This window comes from Amycolatopsis sp. MEPSY49, assembly GCF_051337345.1.
Taxonomy (GTDB): Bacteria; Actinomycetota; Actinomycetes; order Mycobacteriales; family Pseudonocardiaceae; genus Amycolatopsis.
On the sequence record NZ_JBDLYJ010000007.1, the window covers coordinates 285,246 to 302,573 of the forward strand.

15 protein-coding genes are annotated in these 17,328 nt (G+C 70.7%); 8 read left to right on the top strand and 7 right to left on the bottom strand.

Features of this window, described 5'->3' with window-relative positions; translation table 11 throughout:
• The first annotated feature begins 79 nt into the window (after positions 1-79).
• The 3 genes from ABFJ78_RS30160 to ABFJ78_RS30170 all read left to right on the top strand — a co-directional run bounded on the left by ABFJ78_RS30160 (position 80) and on the right by ABFJ78_RS30170 (position 3,272).
• A complete protein-coding gene (locus tag ABFJ78_RS30160) occupies positions 80-1,237 on the top strand; it encodes an acyl-CoA dehydrogenase family protein (RefSeq protein ID WP_436389947.1) in 1,158 nt (385 codons plus the stop codon).
• A gap of 611 nt (positions 1,238-1,848) precedes the next feature.
• On the top strand, positions 1,849-2,778 hold the full coding sequence (locus ABFJ78_RS30165) for an esterase/lipase family protein (protein WP_436389948.1): 930 nt from the start codon (positions 1,849-1,851) through the stop codon (positions 2,776-2,778).
• 68 nt (positions 2,779-2,846) lie between these two features.
• Positions 2,847-3,272 carry a hypothetical protein gene (locus ABFJ78_RS30170; protein ID WP_436389949.1) on the top strand — a complete coding sequence of 142 codons (426 nt, stop codon included), beginning with the start codon at positions 2,847-2,849 and terminating at the stop codon, positions 3,270-3,272.
• On the opposite strand, the gene ABFJ78_RS30175 is transcribed toward ABFJ78_RS30170, so the two are convergent.
• Positions 3,269-3,664, bottom strand: coding sequence for a hypothetical protein (locus tag ABFJ78_RS30175; RefSeq protein ID WP_436389950.1), 396 nt, complete (start codon positions 3,662-3,664; stop codon positions 3,269-3,271). The genes ABFJ78_RS30170 and ABFJ78_RS30175 overlap by 4 nt on opposite strands.
• 137 nt (positions 3,665-3,801) lie before the next feature.
• Here ABFJ78_RS30175 and ABFJ78_RS30180 point away from each other — a divergent pair, with 137 nt between their 5' ends.
• Positions 3,802-4,617, top strand: a complete 816-nt coding sequence (locus tag ABFJ78_RS30180) for a DUF1206 domain-containing protein (protein ID WP_436390162.1) — start codon at positions 3,802-3,804, stop codon at positions 4,615-4,617.
• Here ABFJ78_RS30180 and ABFJ78_RS30185 read toward each other — a convergent pair.
• A complete protein-coding gene (locus tag ABFJ78_RS30185; protein ID WP_436389951.1) occupies positions 4,614-6,458 on the bottom strand; it encodes a GTP-binding protein in 1,845 nt (614 codons plus the stop codon). The genes ABFJ78_RS30180 and ABFJ78_RS30185 overlap by 4 nt on opposite strands.
• Before the next feature lie 247 nt (positions 6,459-6,705).
• On the opposite strand from ABFJ78_RS30185, the gene ABFJ78_RS30190 reads away from it, so the two are divergent.
• The gene (locus ABFJ78_RS30190) at positions 6,706-7,146 is read left to right on the top strand and encodes a DoxX family protein (protein ID WP_436389952.1); all 441 of its coding nucleotides are present in this window, start codon (positions 6,706-6,708) and stop codon (positions 7,144-7,146) included.
• Here the strand turns inward: ABFJ78_RS30190 and ABFJ78_RS30195 are convergent.
• Positions 7,143-7,853: a TIGR03089 family protein gene (locus ABFJ78_RS30195; protein ID WP_436389953.1), complete on the bottom strand. Its 711-nt coding sequence runs from the start codon at positions 7,851-7,853 to the stop codon at positions 7,143-7,145. The two genes, ABFJ78_RS30190 and ABFJ78_RS30195, sit on opposite strands and share 4 nt — an antisense overlap.
• A 107-nt stretch (positions 7,854-7,960) precedes the next feature.
• Here ABFJ78_RS30195 and ABFJ78_RS30200 point away from each other — a divergent pair, with 107 nt between their 5' ends.
• Positions 7,961-8,791, top strand: a complete 831-nt coding sequence (locus tag ABFJ78_RS30200; protein ID WP_436389954.1) for an NmrA family NAD(P)-binding protein — start codon at positions 7,961-7,963, stop codon at positions 8,789-8,791.
• Between the two features lie 63 nt (positions 8,792-8,854).
• Here the strand turns inward: ABFJ78_RS30200 and ABFJ78_RS30205 are convergent, their stop codons facing one another.
• Both ABFJ78_RS30205 and ABFJ78_RS30210 read right to left on the bottom strand, forming a co-directional pair.
• Positions 8,855-10,150, bottom strand: a complete 1,296-nt coding sequence (locus ABFJ78_RS30205) for an LCP family protein (protein ID WP_436389955.1) — start codon at positions 10,148-10,150, stop codon at positions 8,855-8,857.
• Between the two features lie 38 nt (positions 10,151-10,188).
• Complete coding sequence (locus ABFJ78_RS30210) at positions 10,189-11,715, bottom strand: LCP family protein (RefSeq protein WP_436389956.1); 1,527 nt, start codon at positions 11,713-11,715, stop codon at positions 10,189-10,191.
• 138 nt (positions 11,716-11,853) lie between these two features.
• Between ABFJ78_RS30210 and rfbB the strand changes: the two genes are divergently transcribed.
• Positions 11,854-12,843, top strand: coding sequence for a dTDP-glucose 4,6-dehydratase (gene rfbB, locus ABFJ78_RS30215; RefSeq protein WP_436389957.1), 990 nt, complete (start codon positions 11,854-11,856; stop codon positions 12,841-12,843).
• Between the two features lie 8 nt (positions 12,844-12,851).
• Positions 12,852-13,739: a dTDP-4-dehydrorhamnose reductase gene (gene rfbD / locus ABFJ78_RS30220; RefSeq protein ID WP_436389958.1), complete on the top strand. Its 888-nt coding sequence runs from the start codon at positions 12,852-12,854 to the stop codon at positions 13,737-13,739.
• Here rfbD and ABFJ78_RS30225 read toward each other — a convergent pair.
• Complete coding sequence (locus ABFJ78_RS30225; RefSeq protein ID WP_436389959.1) at positions 13,733-14,818, bottom strand: glycosyltransferase family 4 protein; 1,086 nt, start codon at positions 14,816-14,818, stop codon at positions 13,733-13,735. The genes rfbD and ABFJ78_RS30225 overlap by 7 nt on opposite strands.
• The gene (locus ABFJ78_RS30230; RefSeq protein WP_436389960.1) at positions 14,811-17,312 is read right to left on the bottom strand and encodes a glycosyltransferase; all 2,502 of its coding nucleotides are present in this window, start codon (positions 17,310-17,312) and stop codon (positions 14,811-14,813) included. Before ABFJ78_RS30230 ends, ABFJ78_RS30225 begins: the two co-directional genes overlap by 8 nt.
• Between the last annotated feature and the right edge of the window lie 16 nt (positions 17,313-17,328).

Below are 17,328 nucleotides of genomic sequence, written 5' to 3' on the forward strand. Positions count from 1 at the left end.
CACAAGGACGCAGCCGGTCGGTGAACGAGCGCTAACATCGAGCAGGACTCTCCCGACGTCGTAGAGAAGGTGACCCGAAGTGACCGACGGCCTGTACCAGCTTGCCGAGGAGCACGAGGAGCTGCGGGCCGCGGTCCGGGCTCTGGCCGAGAAGGAGATCGCGCCGTACGCGGCCGAGGTCGACGAGAACGAGCGCTACCCGATCGAGGCGTACAACGCGCTGGTCAAGTCCGGGTTCAACGCCGTCCACATCGGCGAGGAGTACGACGGCCAGGGCGCGGACGCCGTCGGCGCCTGCATCGTGATCGAAGAGGTCGCGCGGGTCGACGCGTCGGCGTCGCTGATCCCGGCGGTGAACAAGCTCGGCACGCAGCCGATCATCCTGTCCGGTTCGGAGAGCGTGAAGAAGCTCGTGCTGCCGTCGATCGCTTCGGGCGAGGCTTCGGCGTCGTACGCGCTGTCGGAGCGTGAGGCGGGTTCGGACACGGCTTCGATGCGGACGCGGGCTCGGCTGGATGGTGACCACTGGGTGCTCAACGGCACCAAGTGCTGGATCACCAACGCCGGTGAGTCGTCCTGGTACACGGTGATGGCCGTGACCGACCCGGATGCGGAGAAGAAGGCCAACGGGATTTCGGCGTTCGTCGTGCACAAGGACGACCCGGGTTTTTCGGTGGGACCCAAGGAAAAGAAGCTTGGTATCAAGGGCTCGCCGACTCGTGAGATCTACTTCGAGAACTGCACTATTCCGGAGGATCGGATCATCGGTGAGCCGGGTACGGGGTTGAAGACCGCGCTGCGGACGTTGGATCACACCCGGCCGACCATCGGTGCGCAGGCTCTCGGCATCGCGCAGGGCGCTCTCGATGCTGCGGTCGCTTACGTGAAGGACCGCAAGCAGTTCGGCAAGTCGATCGCCGAGTTCCAGGGTGTTCAGTTCATGCTGGCTGACATGGGGACCAAGATCGAGGCCGCCCGGCACTTGGTTTATGCCTCGGCGGCGGCCTCCGAGCGTGGGGACAAGCGGGCTGGGTTCATGGCTTCGGCCGCCAAGGCTTATGCGTCGGATATCGCCATGGAGGTGACTACCGATGCCGTTCAGCTTTTTGGTGGGGCTGGGTATACGCGGGACTTCCCCGTGGAGCGGATGATGCGGGACGCCAAGATCACGCAGATTTATGAAGGTACCAACCAGATTCAGAAGGTTGTCATGGCTCGGGCTCTGCTCAAGGGCTGACCTTCGGAAGACTGGAACGGCCCTCGGCGCGGTGATCGCGCTGGGGGCCGTTCTGCGTGTGGGGTCGGTGTTGAGGTCGGGGCCGGCTTCGCCAGCCCCGAGCCTGGAGCGGCTTCGCCGCCCCTGAGGCCGGGACCTCTGACTCCAGTTGGTCTTCGCCACCCCGCTCGCCCATTGTGACTACGGCCGGCGGTACCGCGTCAAGGCGGGAAAGATGCCTTGACCCGGCACCGCCGGCCGTGTCCTGGCTTCGGATCGGGGTTGCGGGGAGGTCTGGGCCTCTTTGCCCTTCGCGGCCCACGGGCCCTCGGTGGGATCCTCACCGAGGGTCGTGGTTTGCCGGCAACTTCTTGATCAACTTCTTGATAACCACGTCACGTGCGGCGTGCCCCGGCTCGGGCGCGGCCACCAAGCCGCGCGTCGGAGAACTGTCGAACGAGACCTGGCTATCCGCTCCTGATTCTTCCCGACTCCCAGGGGCGGCCGCAAGGCGTCTACCAGGTGCGACCGGGGAAGAAAATGACCCACTCGGGGGAGTGTCCGAACAAGTTACCCGCGCGTTAAGTCACTGGTGACGCGGATCACCATCGGTTCACAGAGAGGTGAAACGGATGGGTGCAACGACGCGCGGGTGGCTCATGACCGCCGCTGCCACGGTGGCGGTGCTCGTACTGGGGCCGGGGACCGCACGAGCGGCCGAACGAGAACCGACCGGGCCCGTTCAGCCCAACATCCTCACCGCCGCCGTCTACTCGCTCGGCAACCCGACCATTGCGCCGCCCGGAGCCAACGACTGGAACTGCAAACCCACCGCTCAGCACCCCAACCCCGTCCTGCTCTCCAACGGGACCACCGCCAACGCCTACGAAAACTGGGCCAACCTCTCCTGGAAGCTCGCCAACGCCGGCTACTGCGTCTTCGCCGGCAACTTCGGCGGGGCGCCCGGCTCCTTCCTGCAGACCGTCGGGCCCATCGCCGACACCACGAAAGCGCTTGCCGCCTTCGGGGACAAGATCCTCGAAAAGACCGGGGCGGCCAAGCTCGACGTCGTCGGGCACTCGCAGGGCGGGATGAACGTCCGTTACTGGATCAAGTACCTCGGGGGCGCCGACAAGATCAGCCGGGTCGTCGGGCTCTCGCCGTCGAACCACGGGACCGATCTCTTCGGCCTGCTCAGCACCCTCGAAATGATCCCCGGCGTGCCCGCCGCGCTCGGGACCGTCTGCCAGGCCTGCAACGAACAGGCCGTCGGCTCGGACTTCCTCACCGACCTCAACTCCGGTGGCGAGACCGTCGACGGCATCCAGTACACCGTCATCCAGACCCGGTACGACGACGTCGTCACGCCCTACACCAGTGCCTTCCTGGCGCAAAAACCCAACGTCAAGAACATCCTGCTGCAGAACGTCTGCGTGCTCGACTTCACCGACCACCTCGGCATCACCTACGACCCCGTCGCCGAGGGGCTCGTGCTCAACGCGCTCGATCCGGCCCACGCCAAGACGCCGCCCTGCGTGCCCGTGCCGCCGGTGATCAGCTGAGTTTCGCCACATGAGACATAACCCACCGCCGGGGCGGATTTCCGCTCCGGCGGTGTCACTCTCGAAGGATGTACTGGCCGGTTCCGGCGTCCTGGACGCCCCACGACGAAGCCGAGCTGGTCGCCGGCTGGCGGCTGTGGCTCGAGCTGTCCGACCGCGCCTGGCCGACGGCCGCCTGGGACGGGACCCCGGCCGGTGCCGTCCGCCAGCTGCGTGACCTGCTCGCCGCCTGTGACGAGATCGAGACGGCCTATCGCGCCGCTGCCGCCGAGCCGTCGCCCGGGTTCCTGAGCCTCACCCAGGGGCTGGCCGTCAGGGCGGGCTCGGCCATCTCGCTCTGGTGGGACGACTTCGACCAGCTCGACGGCGAACGCGCCGCCCTGCTGCACGACGACCTCGCGCGCTTCGCCGAGCAGGCCGAGCAGGTGCTGACGCTGCTGGCCGTCAACGGCGGCTGGGCGCGCCTCGACGAAGTCCGGCGCCGGCCCGCCTAAGCCGGCGTCGGGTCCGTGCCGCCGCCCTCGACCGGCCGGAACCGCGTGCCGCCCAGGAACTCGTCGAGCGGGCGGTCGAGCGTCAGCTCCGGGCCCGGCTCCAGGGCCCAGGCCAGCTCGATGAGCTCGTCGACGTGCTGTCGGCGCTCGACGCGGTGGGCGACCTCGGCGCCGTCCAGCGACCACGTGCCGTCGAGCTCCATCCGCAGCCGCAGGGCGAGCCGGCCCGGTTCCGGCTCCGCCCAGTCGAAGCGGTGGACGGCGAACTCCGTGCTCCAGCTCGACCAGTACTGCCAGCCCGTCCCGTCGGCGCGGAAGCCGAGTTCGGTGTACTCGGGCGAGCCGGGGTACAGCTCCGACTCCGACCAGTAGCCGACCAATCGCGCGTTCACACCGCGATCGTTCCACAGGCACAGCAAGTGATTAGGCCGCTTGGCCCAACCGATCACGACCCGGAGCGGGTACCTGACCAGGCATGAACCGGACATCAGACCGCGCGAACCGGGCCGAGGCGAAGGCCGAAAGAGGAGTGCGCCGGACCGAGGCGGACGCCCAGCGAGGCGAGAAGAGCGACACCGCTCAGCTGCTCGGCCGGATCGGCATGGCCTGCTACGGCGTCGTGCACCTCGTCATCGCCTACCTCGCCGTCCAGGTCGCCTTCGGCGACAGTGAGCAGGCCGACCAGAAGGGCGCGCTGCAGCAGATCGGCTCGACGGCGTTCGGCCAGGTCCTGCTGTGGATCGTGGCCATCGGCCTCGTCCTGTTCGGCCTCTGGCAGTTCATGATGGCCGCCACCGGCTACGAGTGGGTCAGCGGCGGGAAGCGGACGCGCAAGCGGATCGGCGCCGCCGCCCGCGGGGTCGTCGTCATCGTGCTGGGCTTCACCGCCTTCCGGATCGCCACCGGCAGCAGCTCCGGCGGGTCGAGCAGCCAGAACCAGCAGGAGTTCACCGCCGAGCTGCTGAAGCTGCCCGCCGGCCGGGCGCTGGTGGTCATCGCCGCCGCGGGCGTCCTCGGGGTCGCGATCGCCGCCGAGGTGAAGGGCGTCAAGAAGAAGTTCCTCGAAGACCTGAACACGACCGAGCTGCCGGGCAAGACCCAGCGCTGGATCGGCGGCGTCGGCCGGGTCGGCTACCTCGCCAAGGCCGTCGTCTTCACCGTGGTCGCGATCCTCCTCGCCATCGCCGGGTTCCAGGCCGACCCGAACAAGGCCGGCGGGCTGGACACCGCCCTCAAGACGCTCGCCGCCCAGCCCTTCGGCACCGTGCTGCTCACCGTCGTCGCGCTCGGCCTCGCCGCGTTCGGCGCGTACTGCTTCGGCGCCGCCTGGGCGCACAAGCGCTAACGCCGGGCCACCTGGGCGAGGTATTCCTTGCGGTCCAACGGGTTCTCACCGGTCTGCGGCCGCGTCGGCGGCGGACCGGGGTACGGCCGGTAGTCGGCGAACTCGCTGAGGAAGACGCCCTCGCCCTGGCTCAGGGCCGGCAGCGCCTGCTCGAACGCGTGGACGTGCTCTGCCGGGATCGTGCCGTGCAGCGTGCACGACGACGGCCCGGCGACGGGCTCGCCGGGCAGCGCGCGCAGCTGCCCGAGCTTGAGCAGCACCGCGCTGATGGCGTTCGCCGGGATTTCCAGCTCGAAGCGGTGTACCGGCTCGTGCACCCGCGTCCCGGCCTCCTTCAGCGCCGCCATCAGCACCAGCGGCGTCATCTTGCGGAAGTCACTGGCCGCGCTGAGCGGGCTGAAGAACGCCGTGTGCGTCAGCGTGACGGCGACGTCGAGCACCTCCCAGCCGTGCAACCCCTGCTCGAGCGTGCTGTGGACGGTTTCCTCGATCGCCTTGTGGAACGCCAGCGGCAACGAGCCCAGCTCGACCGACAACCCGAACGAAACCCCGGAACCGGGTTCCACCCGCAACCCGACCGTGGCGAAGAAGTACAGCCGCTGCGCCGGATCCAGCTCCTCGACCGCTTCCCCGGCGCCGATCGGCTTCTCGACGTACAGCGTGCGCGTCTCTTCGAACGTGACGTCGATGCCGGCGCCGTCGGCCAGCATCGAGCGCAGCACCTCCTTCTGCACCTCGCCGTAGAGCCGGACCGAGACGTCGTGGCCGCGGCGGCGGACGTCGATCAACGGGTCCTCTTCGGACAGCCGCGTCAACGCCGTGAACAGCGCCGCGGCTTCCCCGGGCCGGACCGGCCGCACCACGGTCTCCAGGCTCGGCGGCGCGAACCCGCCGTCGCGGGCAGTGCCGGGAGTGCCGAGCCGGTCGCCGATCCGGACCTCACGCAGCCCGCGTACCCGGGCGACGTCGCCGGCGAGCGCCACGTCGTCGCCGGCGACCTCGATCGCCGAGACCCGGCCGGTCAGCTCGGTTTCACCGCGGTAGAACGGAATCCGCTGCCGCGGGGCCAGGGAGCCGGAGTGCAGGCGCGCGTAGGCGATCTTCTCGCCCGCGCGGCCGCGGTCGATCTTGAACACCGTCGCGGCCAGCCGGCCGGCGCCGGTGCGTTCGGTCGCCGGGAGCAGCTCGGTCATCGCCGTGACGAGGTCCGCGACGCCGGTACCGGTGATCGCCGAGCCGGTCAGGACGGGGTGCGCCAGGCCCCGCGCGACCTGCCGGGTCAGCTCGGCGCGGCAGGCGGCCTCGTCGACGCGGTCGTCCACATAGGACTCCAGGAACGCGTCGTCGCCGTCGGCGAGGAATTCCGGTGACGTCGCGTCGGTCAGCGGGATCGCCCGCGGCGCCAGCTTCGCGCGGATGTCGCCGAGCTGGTCGCGGGCGCCCATCCGGTCGATCTTGTTGACGAAGATCAGCGTCGGGATGCCGAGGCGGCGCAGCGTCCGCATCAGCACGCGGGTCTGGGCTTGGACGCCTTCGACGGCGGACACCACGAGCACGGCGCCGTCGAGCACGCGCAGCGCGCGTTCGACTTCGGCGATGAAGTCCGAGTGGCCCGGGGTGTCGATCAGCGTGATCCGGGTGTCGCCGACCAGGAACGAGACCACCGCGGAGCGGATGGTGATGCCGCGACGGCGTTCCAGCTCGAGGGTGTCGGTCTGGGTGTCGCCGTCGTCGACGCTGCCGAGGTGGTCGATGGCGCCCGCTTCGAAGAGCAGGCGCTCGGTCAGGCTGGTCTTACCGGCGTCGACGTGCGCGAGGATGCCGATGTTCAGGGTTTTCACGGTGGTGGGAGGTCCTTTGTGATGCGGGTGACAGGCCGGGCAGGACGGTCTGTCGGCGCATCGGGGTCTCCTCACGGTCGTGAACGCAGGTCAGGGCGAAGATAACCCTGGGGCGGGTCGCGCGAAAAGCGAATTTCGATCCCTGTCGGTTCCCTGTCGATCACCCTCCGGAGCTTCGATCCGGCGATCCGGGGCCCTAACTTGGGGCGGGTCAGTTGAAAATTCACCCACCGGGGAGCTGAAACCGATGTTCGGACGATTCAAGGACGTGGCGCTGCTGCTGGGGAGGATCGGCGTCGCGGTCGTCTTCCTCGCGCACGGGCTCCAGAAGTGGAACAACGGCATCGACGGCACGGCGAAGTTCTTCGAGATGACGGGCATCCCGCTGCCCACGGTCGCCGCGGTGTTCGCGATGACCGTCGAAATCCTCGGCTCGATCGCGTTCATCGTCGGGTTCCTGATGCCGCTGGTGGGCATCGGGTACGTCGTGATTTCGGTGGGCGCGCTGCTTTCGGTGCACATCGACAACGGCCTGACCGGGCAGGGCGGGTACGAGCTGGTCCTGGTGCTCGCGCTGGCCGGGCTCGCCCTCGGCTTCAACGGCGGCCGCCTCTCGCTGGACCACCTGTTGTGGGGCCGCAAGCGGGCCCGCCGCGAAGCCGAGGCCGGCGAGCTGCAGAACGCCTAGGCCGGGAGGTCCGCCGTGGTGCGCTCGGCATCACGGCGGGCCTGCAGCTTGGCCTCGTCCGCGTTGCTCACGTGGACCAGGTGGGCGCCCGCGGCGAGGGGGACGAGCAGGCCGTCGAGGATGCCCTCCGGCCCGCTCCAGTCCCGGGTGGACAGCACCCGGTCGGCGGCGGTGAGGCCCAGTTTTGCCGCCCGCGCCCGGGCTTCGGCCAGCACCTCGTCCACAGTGGACTCGAAGAGTGTGGCCGTGTCACCTGGGATGGGGAACAGCGGGCTGTACTGGTCGCCCGCCGCGCGGGACTCCGTCAGGTAGTCGAACGCGCCGCCGCCGGGCGGCTCGGCCAGCCCGCGGCCCATCGGGTCGAGCGTGACGACGGCCGTCGCCGCGGCTCCGGTCGGCTCCGGGTCGTCCGGTCCGACGAACGCGACCCGCGCGCCGGCGCCATCGGTCACGACGCGCGCCCCGCACCACCACGCCCCGAGCAGGACGCCGACGGTCTGCCAGTGCGCCGGGAGCTGCACGGCCACCGCGTCGCCCGGCTCGACGTCGAACTCCTCGGTCAGCCAGTTGGCCGTCTTGGCCGCCCAGTTGGCGGTCGTCACCACGGACAGCTCGACGCGGCTGCCCAGCTGGTCGTCGTAGTGGGTGATCAACGGTTTCGCGGGCGAGGCCAGCAGCGGGCGCAGCAGCTCGTCGGTCAGGCTCATGCGGACAGGCTAAAGCGCGGACCACGCGCTTCGCCGGTTGACACCGACACGTCGGTCTCAGTACGTTTGCTTTGCAAACAAATGTAACTTGGGAACTGGGGACAACCATGACCATTCTCGTCACCGGCGCGCGCGGACACGTCGGCCGCGCCGTGCTCGACGCGCTCGTCGCCGCAGGTCAGGACGTGCGCGCGTCGAGCCGCGACGCCACCACGCTCGACGTGCCCACGGCGAAGGTGAGCGCCGACCTCGAAGATCCGTCCACACTGGACGCGGCGCTCGACGGCGTCGAATCGGTGTTCCTGTACACGCGGCCGTCGGGGATCGAGGGCTTCGTGAAGGCGGCCGAAGCGGCCGGCGTGCGGCACGTCGTGCTGCTGTCGTCGGGCGCGACGCTCGAACCGGATTCCGCGCACAGCCGCATCGCGCGCCTGCACCGGGTGGTGGAGGAGGCGCTGATCGCGGCGCCGTTCGCGGAGACGATCCTGCACCCGGGCGCGTTCGCGACGAACGTCCTGGGCTGGCGCGCGGACATCGCCGAGGGTGTCGTCCGCACCCCGTACCCGGACGCGCGGATCGGGGCCGTCCACGAGCGGGACCTGGGCGACGTCGCGGCGAAGGTCCTCGCGGACGGCTCCCACTTCGGAGCGGCACTGCAGCTGACCGGGCCGGAGCCGATCAGCTTCCGCGAGCAGGCGGCCGTCCTCGCCGACGTCCTCGGCCGGCCGCTGTCGCTCGAGGAGCTGACGCCCGAGCAGGCCACCGAGCGGATGGTCGCGCTGGGCTGGCCGCCCGAGGTGCCGCCGGGGGTGCTGCGGGTCTGGGAACGGACGACTCGCGAGCCGTCGCCGGTGACGGACGTCGTGCGCGAGGTGACCGGGAACCCGCCGCGGACGTTCCGGCAGTGGGTGGAGGACCACCGCGCCGACTTCGCCTGACCGAACCCGCACTTTCACGTGAAAGTGCGGGTTCGGGCCGTAGCTTTCACGTGAAAGCTCCGGTCAGTTGACGCAGGGGACTCCGTCGGAGGCCTGGAGCAGTGGTGCCGCCGCGGGGGCGGCGCCGCTGCCCGAGCCGCCACCCGCGGGGACCGCGCCGCCGGCCGCCGGGGAGCCGCCCGGCGCCGGGCGGCCGGCCAGGCCCGCCACGAACGCGCGGACCGCCTTCGGGTCGATCTCCACGATGCTCTGGCCGTCTTCGCTGCGCCCGTTCGCCGTGATCACCGGGATCGTCGCGAACGACAGGTCGCCCGACGCGATGCCCTTCGCCTGCTGCGCGAACTGCAGCAGGTCGAGGCCCGGGTCGAGGACCAGCGACCGGTGCACCGCGTCCATCAGGTTGTTCAGCGTGCCCGGGCTGGTCAGCGTCCCCGCCGAAAGCACCTGGTGCAGGGCCGAGGACAGGAACGCCTGCTGCCGCACGATCCGGTCGAGGTCGCCGCGCGGCAGGTTCTTGCGCTGCCGGACGAACGAAAGCGCCTCACCGCCCGAAACCGTCTGCTCGCCGCGGTGGAAGTTCGCGCCCGAGTCCTTGTCCTCGGTCGAGTGGTTCAGGCACACCTTGACCCCGCCGAGCGCCTCGGTGAGCAGGTAGAAGCCCAGCAGGTTGATCTCGGCGTAGTGGTCGACGCGCACCTGCGTGAGGTCCTGCACCGTCTGCACCAGGACCCGGCGGCCCTCGGTGTCCGAGTCTCGCTCGATCTTCGCCTGGTCGCGTTCGCCCTGCGCGCGCAGCTGCTGCGCGAAGTGGGCCTTCGCGATGCCGTACGCCGAGTTGATCTTCGCCTTGCCGCGGCCGGGGACGTCGGTCCACGTGTCCCGCGGCACGGACACCGCCGACGGCTTCGAGCCGTCCTTCGGCACCCGCAGCAGGATGACCGTGTCGGTGTTGACCGCGCCGTTGTTGGCCTCGGTCCGCAGCTCCTTCAGCACGCGCAGCGGGAGCTGGTTGCCCTGCGCGTCCGTCCGCGCGTCGCTGCCGACGAGCAGGATGTCGTCGGCGCCGTCGTCGGCGGGCGGCGGCGCGGGCTCGCCGGCCCGCGGGGTGAGCGCGTCGGTCGTCGGGACGTTCTGCTGCAGCTGGTCCTTGGTGACGTAGGCGTAGCCGCTGGCGCCGAGCGCGAGCAGCGAGACGAGCCCGACCGCGATCCGGCGCGTGACCCGCCCGGCGCGTCGCGCCCGCGAAGGCGCCTCGGCCACCGGAGCCGTCCGCGGGAACGGCGACGGCTTCCACTCCGGATCGTCGCGCTGCGTCACCGGCGTTTCGGCCGGTTCCGGCTGTTCCTGCTCGTCTTCCATCCCCTGCTTACCTCCCCCGACCACCCTGCGTGCTCAGTCTAGTTGACGCAGGGAACGTCGCCCGCGGTGATCGCCGGAGCGGCGGGGGTGGCCGGAGTCACGCTGGACGGCGGCGCCTTCGGGGCCGACGACGTCGGCGCGCCGCCCGCGCCGGCGGCCGAGCTGCGGAAGTCCTTGCCCAGCAGCACGCGCACGTGCCCGGCGGTGACGTCGCGGTCCGGCTCGGCCTGGACGCTCGTGCCCAGCGCCTGCTTGACCAGGTCCAGCGCGGCGCTGTCGGCCGGGTTGTACCGGACGACGGTGGTGTTGCGGGTGCTCAGCTTCTGGTCGGCGGCGAGGGTGAAGCCCTTGCTCTGGAGCATCGTGTGGGTCTGGCCGGCCAGCGACGCCGAGCCCGAGCCGTCGAACAGCTCGATCGTGACGGCCTTCGCGCCCGGCAGCTGCGTCGACGTCGGCTGGGCCGGGGTGTCGCCGTCCGAAGTCAGCCGCGTCACCTCGGCCTGGACCGCGGCCTGGTCGACGCGCAGCACGTCGGCACCGCCGATCACCGCGTTGCCCAGCGTCGGGATGGTGTGGAACTCGATGTTGCCGCCGGTCAGGCCGCGCATCTGCTCGGCGAACTCGGTCAGGTCCCAGCCCTGCGAGACCACGACGGACTTCTTCACCGCCGAGACGAGGTCGGCGATCTTCGCCGGGCTGGTCAGGACGTCGCTCGAGATCACCTTGCGGGCCAGCCCGGAGAGGAACGCCTGCTGGCGCGCGATCCGGTCGAGGTCGTAGTTGGGCAGGCCGTAGCGCTGGCGGACGAACGCGAGCGCCTGCACGCCCTCGATCGTCTGGCGCCCGCCCGGCAGGTCCACCCCGGACTTCACCTCTTTGACCGGTCCGTTGAGGCAGACCTCGACGCCGCCGATCGACTTGGTGATCTCGTAGAAGCTCGCCAGGTTGACCTCGGCGTAGCGGTCGATCATGCCCGGCTTGCCGATGAACTTCTCGATCGTGGCGATCAGGTTCTTCCGGCCGGCGACCTTGGCTTCCGCGTCGGCCTGCTTCAGGTCGGTCATGCCCTGGCGCTGCAACGTTTTGTAAGTGTCCGTGTACGCGTAGACAAAGGCGCTGTTGAGCTTGTGCTTGCCGTAGCCGCCGGCGAGCTCCACCCAGGAGTCGCGGGGGAACGAGATCGCGATCGCGTGCTTCCCGTTCTGGGGGATGTGCACGAGGATCATCGTGTCGGTGTTCAGCTCGCCGTCGGAGACGCCGGCGTGCAGCATGTCCAGCACCTCGCGGGGGAGCGGGTTGCCCTGCGCGTCGGTGCGGCTGTCCTGGCCGACCAGGAGGATGTCGATCGCGCCGTCGAGCGGCTTCGCGTGGGCTTCGGTGTCGGCGAAGACGTTCGTGGTGGTCAGGCCGGTGTTCGGGTCGCCGATGTAGTGCCAGCCGTACCAGGTCAGGGCCAGGATCGCGACGGACAACAGGGACACGACGACCTTGCCGCCGCGGCGCGCGAAGACCGCGACGCCGTGGTTGCGGCGCGCCGGGACGGTCGGCGCAGGCCATTCGGTCACGCGCTTCCTCCCCTGTGAACCCCGTGCTTCCCCCAGGGCACCGATGTGCCTCCCACCATGACTCTACTGAGGGTGTTGTCAGGCCTCCGTAGGCTGGGGGCCGATTGCCCCGGTCGGGGCCGAGGGAAAGGCGGGAAGATGCGGGTCCTGGTCACCGGTGGTGCCGGCTTCATCGGGTCGCACTACGTCCGGCAGACGCTGAGCGGCGCTTACCCGGCGCTGCGCGACGCCGAGGTGGTGGTGCTGGACAAACTCACCTACGCCGGCAACGAGGCCAACCTGGCCCCGGTCGCCGCCGACCCGCGGCTGCGGTTCGTGCGCGGCGACATCTGCGACGCGCGGAAGGTCGCCGAAGTCATGCGCGGGGTGGACCTGGTGGTGCACTTCGCCGCCGAGTCGCATGTGGACCGCTCGATCCTCGGGGCCGCCGACTTCGTGCTGACGAACGTGCTGGGCACGCAGAACCTGCTGCAGGCGGCCCTGGAAGCGGGCGTCGCCAAGTTCGTGCACGTGTCCACCGACGAGGTGTACGGCTCGATCGAGACCGGGTCCTGGACCGAGGACCACGTGCTGGAGCCGAACTCGCCCTATTCGGCGTCGAAGGCGTCGTCCGACCTGGTGGCGCGCTCGTTCTTCCGCACGCACGGGCTTCCGGTCTGCATCACGCGGTGTTCCAACAACTACGGTCCGTACCAGTTCCCGGAGAAGGTCATCCCGCTGTTCGTGACGAACCTCCTCGACGGCCGGAAGGTGCCGCTGTACGGCGACGGCCTCAACGTCCGTGACTGGCTGCACGTGGACGACCACTGCCACGGCATCCAGCTGGTCGCCGACGGCGGGCGGCCGGGCGAGATCTACAACATCGGCGGCGGCACCGAGCTGACGAACCGGGCTCTGACGGAGAAGCTGCTCGCGGCGGTCGGCGCGGGCTGGGACAGCGTCGAGCCGGTCGAGGACCGCAAGGGCCACGACCGCCGGTACTCGGTGGACATCACGAAGATCGGTTCGGAGCTGGGGTACGCTCCGCGCGTGTCCTTCGAGGACGGTCTGGCCGCGACAGTGGCCTGGTACACGGACAATCGCGCGTGGTGGGAGCCCCTGGCGGAGCGGGCCGCGCTGAAGAAGTAGGGGTTTTCGTGCCGCTGACGGTGCTTGTGCCCGGGGGATCCGGGCAGCTCGGCCGGGACCTGGCCGCGCTGGCTGGTCCCGGTCTCGAGGTCGTCGCTCCGGGTTCGGCCGAGCTGGACGTGACGGCGACGGGCCAGGTGCTGGCCGCGGTCGGCGCGCTGGCCGACCGGGCCCGCGAGAACGGGTCGGCCCCGGTCGTGATCAACGCGGCGGCGTACACGGCGGTCGACAAGGCCGAGACGGACGAGGAACGGGCGTTCGCGGTGAACGCGGACGGGCCCCGCGTCCTGGCCGCGGCTTGTGCTTCCCGGCGGGTGCCGTTGATCCACGTGTCGACGGATTACGTGTTCCCCGGGGACGCTTCTTCGCCGTACGAGCCTTCGGACGAGCTGGGGCCGCGGTCGGCGTACGGCCGGACCAAGGCGGCGGGTGAAGACGCCGTGCTCGGGTCGGGGGCTTCCTCGTGGGTCGTGCGGACCGGGTGGCTGTACGGGCATGCGGGCTCGAACTTCGTGAAGACCATGGCGCGGTTGGAGTCTTCTCGTCCGGAACTGTCTGTTGTGGACGATCAGGTCGGCGGTCCTACGTGGACTTCCGATCTGGCTTCGGGGTTGCTGGAGCTGGCTTCCCGGGTCGCCGCGGGGGATGGGCCGGAGCGGCGGATCCTGCACTGCACGAACGCCGGGTCGGTGAGCTGGTGCGGGTTCGCGAAGGCGATTTTCCGGCACCTGGGCGCGGATCCGTCGCGGGTCAAGCCGTGCACGTCGGCGGAGTACCCGCAGGCGGCGACGCGGCCGGCGTACTCGGTGCTGTCCCCGGCGTCGTGGAAAGAGGCGTGGCTGACCCCGATGCGGCCGTGGGAAGAAGCCCTGGCGGCCTATTTCGAGGCTCAGTGACGGCCTGAGGCCATCCGGTAGGCGCCGACGGTCAGCTCGGCGCACGTACGCCAGGTGAAGTTCGCCGCGTGCGCTCGACGGGATGCCGACGTCGCCACCGCGTGCGGGTCCGTCACCGCCGTGCGCAACGCCTCCGCCAGCCCGTCCACGTCCCCGTACGGGACCAGGCTCGCGCAGTCGCCCGCTACCTCACGCAACGCCGGGATGTCCGTGCACACCACCGGGACGTCCGAGGCCATCGCCTCCAGTACCGGCAGCCCGAACCCCTCGTCGCGCGACGGCAGCACCAGTGCCGACGCCCCCGCCACCACCGTGCGCAGGTCCACATCGGACAGATAGCCGGTCTGCGCGGTCCGGGACGAGCGCGGGAACGGGCCCGGGCCGGCGAACACCAGGTCCGGCAGGTCCGGGGCGGCCTCGTGCGCGCGCGTCAGCCAGTCCAGGCCCTTGCGCGGCCCCGCCGCCCCCGCGAACAACAAGTACCGCGCGGGCAAGCCGAGGCGCTCACGACGCTCGTCGTCGGGCGGGCGCGCGGTGAACCACGCCGGGTTCACGCCCAGCGGTGTCACCACGATCTTGTCGCGGGAGACGTCCAGGCGCTCCGCCACCGAGTCGGCCACCGCCGCCGTCGGGGTGCAGATCACGTTGGCTCGGCGGGCGCCGCGGCGGACCAGCTCCGGCAGGCCGCGGTCGCTGGGTGCCAGCTCCGCGGGATTGTCCAAAAAGGCCAGATCGTGGATCGTCACCACGCCCGCCGCGCGGAAGCGGGCCGGCAGCACGAAGTTCGTGCCGTGCACGACGTCCGTCGGGCCGGCGAACAGTTCCACCGGCGGGAATTCCGAGCGCATCCACGCCGCCCGCAGCAGCCGCGCCGCCACCGGCATCCCGCGCGCCCGCGCGCCGTACGGGAGCACGTGCCGCAGCCGCCGCCAGCCGCGCAAGGTGAACGCCACCGCGCGCGTGTCCACCTCGGGGATCGACACCAGCTCTTCGATCAGCGCCGAGGTGTACCGGCCGATCCCGGTGCGCGCGCCGAGCAGCGGGGTGCCGTCGAGGAGGACGCTCAGGGACCTAGCCACGGCGGAGCCGCTGCTTCACGATCTTCAACGCCCGGCCGCCCGCACGCCGCGCCAGCTCCGACGGACCGCCCGCGGCGAGGTACTCGCGGATCAGGTCGGCGTCGCGGCGCAGCATCGCGCGGCCGCGAACCGGCGCGGTCGTCGTCAGGTCCGCCGACCCGGGCAGCCGGTCGGCCGCCGGGCGCGGGTCGCGGCAGAACTCCACCAGCGGCTTCAGCGCCTCCGGCCAGGTGTACCGCTGCGCGACGACGGCGATCCGTTCGACGCAGCCGGCGGCGAACTCCTCGTCGTACAGGCACTTCTCGAGCGCGTTCGCCAGCGCGGAAGCGTCCTCGGCCGGGACGACGACACCCAGCCGTTCGGCGCGCACCAGGTCGGCGAACGAGTCGCCGTCGGTGGTGACGATCGGCAGCCCGGCCCACAGGTAGTCGAGCACCCGGGTGCGGAAGGCGAACGTCGTCTCGACGTGCTCGTAGTGCGTGGTGACGCCGCAGTTCGCGTCCAGCAGCCAGTTCTGGCGCTCGTGGTAGGGCACCCACTGCTCGTTGAAGTAGACGTGCTTCCCGGTCAGCCCCAGCGAATCCGCGAGCCGGATCGTGCGCGTGCCGATGTCCATCTCGGCGACCTCGGGGTTCGGGTGCTTCATGCCGAGGAACACCAGCCGGACGTCGGCGCGGCGGCGGCGCAGTTCGTCCATCGCGCGGATCAGCGTCAGCGGGTCGAACCAGCTGTACACCCCGCCGGCCCACAGGATGACGTGGTCGGTGCCGCCGATGCCCAGCGACGAGCGCAGCCCGGGCCCGGTGCGCACCGGGGCCTGCGGTGACAGTCCGAAAGGGACTACCGCGAGCAGCGACTGCGTTGTCGGGTCGGCGTCGTAGAGCCGCGGGGAAAGCCGGCCGAGCGCGGCGAGGTGGCCGAGCCACAGGTGCCGCTGCCGCTCGGACGCGCAGAGGAAGAAGTCGCCGCGCTCGATCTGGGCGTCCAGCACGCGGGTGACGCCGGCGAGGTCGGCCGCGCGCCGGTCGTCGGCGACGCCCTTGCCCTGCTCCAGCAGCTCCAGGTGCATCGGGTCGTAGAGGTCGGCGACGACGATCTTGCCGCTGTGCTCCTTCTTCAGCGACGGCGCGAGCTCGAGCACGTGGCCCTGCAGGACGACGACGTCGGCCCAGGCGATCGGCGCTTCCAGCTCGCGGTGCTTGCCGGCGCTGACGCGGAACGGCGCGGGCGGCGGCGTGGCGAGCGGGTTGGTGGTGACGAGGTGGACGTCGTGCTCGGCGGACAGCGCCAGCGCGATGTTCCAGGCGCGGATCGCCGGGCCGGCCATCCGCTCGGTGAGCGCGTCGCCGGTGATCACCAGGATCTTGCGACGCCGGCCGAACGCTTTCTCGATGCCGAACGCCTCGACGAGGATGTCGTGCGCGGCGAGGTAGCGCGGCAGCGGGTACGCGGGCTCCAACGCCTTGCGCAGCAACGGAAGCAGGTCGGCGTCGGTGCGGACGCGGGCGGCCTGCTCGACCGCGCGCGACTCGGCCAGCGACGGCAGCTGCTCGACGAACTGGTCGATCGCGAGGAGCCCGGCGAGCGTGGTCCGCGGGATGGCGACGTCGCCGGACTCGATCGGGCCGACGCCCTGTTCGAGGTCCAGCTGGGTCGCGTCCAGCTCGCCGCGCGCGGTCGCCCGGCGGACGGCCAGGGCGAGCGCCGCGGGCAGCGCGCGGGCGAGCGTCTCGTCGGAAAGGTTCTTGTAGAGCGCGGCCAGGGCGTTGCGCTCGAGGAGGAAGGTCTCGCGGCCGGTTTCCGGCGCGTCGACCGCGGCCATCGTGCCGTGGTGGCGGTGGTAGGTCAGCGATTCGGGGACGTACCGGACGCGCCAGCCGCGCAGGTTGAGCCGCCAGCCGAGGTCGACGTCCTCGTAGAACATGAAGAACCGCTCGTCGAAGCCGCCGAGCTCGGCGAACACCGACGAGCGCACGAACATCGCGGAGCCCGTGCCGAACAGGACGTCCTTCGCGACCTCGTGCTCGGCGGCCGGGACGTCGGCCAGGGGCGAGCCCGCGTGGCGCTTGTAGCCCATGCCGAACCAGGTCAGGCCGCCGTCGACGAAGTCGGTGCCGGTGCCGTCCCAGTCGAGGACCTTGCTGGCCACGGCGGCGACGCGGGGCTGCGCGCGCAGTTCGGCGACCGCGGCGGAGACCCAGCCGGGCGCCGGGCGGGCGTCGTTGTTGAGGAAGCCGAGGACAGTGCCCTTCGCGTGCTTCGCGCCGAGGTTGCAGCCGCCGGCGAACCCGGTGTTGCGGCCGGCCTCGACGACGTTGGCCTGGGGGACGGCTTCGCGGATGCGCGCGGCTTCGTCGGAGTTGTCGACGCAGATCAGCTCGAGCTCGGGGTAGTCGTGCTCGGCGAGCGCGCGCAGGCAGGTGATCGTGTCGTCGGCGCCGCGGTAGTTGACCACGATCACCGAGACGAGCGGTTGCGGTTCCCCCTGCGCCAAAGCCAGCTCCTTCGTC